Below are 1757 nucleotides of genomic sequence, written 5' to 3'. Positions count from 1 at the left end.
GTAGCGCACGGTCCGGCCGGAGGGCGCGCCCGCCCCGGCCCGCCGGGGCGCCCGACGGTCGTGCGGACCGGTCGACGCGGGTCGCGCGGTCGACCCGGCTGCCGCGGGGCGGCGCCGGGGCGGTCCCCAGGGCCTGACCGGCGCATTCGGGCTGCTGTACGAGCGCTCCACCGGGAGCGGGAAGCACCCCCGCGAAGTTCGCCAACTGGGCGTCCGGGGTGCTGCGATGGGGTCTAGCGTGGGTATTCGGTGATCAACACCGGGCCCCGGGAACGCTGGGGGCCGGGCCCCACGTACCGAGGACGCAGATGTCCGGACTCCGCGCCGCCCGCCACGCACCGTCGAGACACGCCGTCACCGGTCCCAGCCGGCAGATACGCCCCCTGTTGGTGCGCGCCGCCGTCCTGCCCACGCTGGCCGCCGCGCTCAGCGGTGCCGCCGCGGTGATCTTCACCCTCCAGCTCGGCGGGGGAGCCGGCGACCGCGACGCCCGGCTGTGGCCGGTGCTCACCGGCTGCGCCCTCCTCGTGGTGGGCGCCCTCGCCGCGGCCCTGCTCGGGGCCCAGCGCGCCGGCAAGGCCGTACGGGACCGGTGCGAGGCGCTGCGCCGCTCCAGCGTGCGCGGCCGGGGCGAGCTGCGCACGGCCGCCGACCGGCTGGAACGGGGCGAGACCCCGCCCCGGCCGGTGCGGGGTGGACCGAGCACGCCGCCGCCCGGCGGGGACCCGGCCGGGATGGACGAGTTCTGGCTGCTCTCGCAGGAGCTGCGCGGCGCCCGCGAAGAGGCGCACACGACCCTCCTGCGGCTGGCCGGCCCCGCCGCCCCGACCGACACCGAGCGCAAGGTCGAGGTCTTCGTCAACCTCGCGCGCCGGCTCCAGTCCCTCGTGCACCGCGAGATCTCGCTGCTGGACGAGCTGGAGGACACGGTCGAGGACCCGGACCTGCTCAAGGAGCTCTTCCACGTCGATCACCTCGCCACCCGGATCCGCCGCCACGCCGAGAACCTCGCCGTACTGGGCGGCGCCGCGTCCCGTCGTCAGTGGACCAGGCCCATCGACCTGAGCGAGGTGCTCCGCTCCTCGGTCGCGGAGGTCGAGCAGTACACCCGGGTCAAGGTCGTGCCCCCGACCGGCGGCAGCGTGCGCGGGCACGCCGTCGCGGACGTGGTGCACCTGCTGGCCGAACTGGTCGAGAACGCCACGGTCTTCTCCGCCCCCGACACCGATGTGGTGCTGCGGGCCGAGCGGGTCACCGCCGGGATCGCCGTCGAGGTGGAGGACCGGGGACTGGGCATGCCGGCCGAGGAACAGCACCGGATGAACGCCCTGCTCGCCGACCCCGACCAGATCAGCGTCCGGCACCTGCTGGCGGACGGTCGGATCGGCCTGTTCGTGGTGTCGGCGCTGGCCCGCCGGCACGGGATCGCCGTCGAGCTCAAGTCGAACATCTACGGCGGAGTGCTCGCCGTGCTGGTCCTGCCGCAGGAGCTGCTGGGCGCGGAGGCGCCCACCGCGGCCGACGCGGCGGGGGGCTCGCGGGCCACCTCGTGGGGGACCGGGCAGGGGGCGGCGACGCCACCGCTGGAGCCGGTACGCAGGCCCCTGCCGACGCCCCCGCCCAAGGGATGGCAGGCGTCCGGGGGCCCGGGGGCCGCCGCCCCGCACGATCCCACCCCGCACGATCCCACCCCGCACCATCCCGCCCCCCACGACCCCGCCCCCCACGACCCCGAGCCGCACCCCGCCCCCGCATCG

Annotated in this window: 1 protein-coding gene; it reads left to right on the top strand. The window is 76.7% G+C overall.

All coding sequences use genetic code 11. The features are described 5' to 3' along the window. Positions 1–308: 308 nt before the first annotated feature. On the top strand, positions 309–1757 hold a 1449-nt coding region (locus AB8A24_RS43255), incomplete at its 3' end, for an ATP-binding protein (RefSeq protein ID WP_369479242.1).

Source organism: Streptomyces sp. BF23-19 (assembly GCF_041106355.1).
Classification (GTDB): Bacteria; Actinomycetota; Actinomycetes; order Streptomycetales; family Streptomycetaceae; genus Streptomyces; species Streptomyces virginiae_A.
The sequence above is the reverse complement of the archived record's forward strand: the minus strand, read 5'-3'. Positions and strand labels throughout refer to the sequence as shown.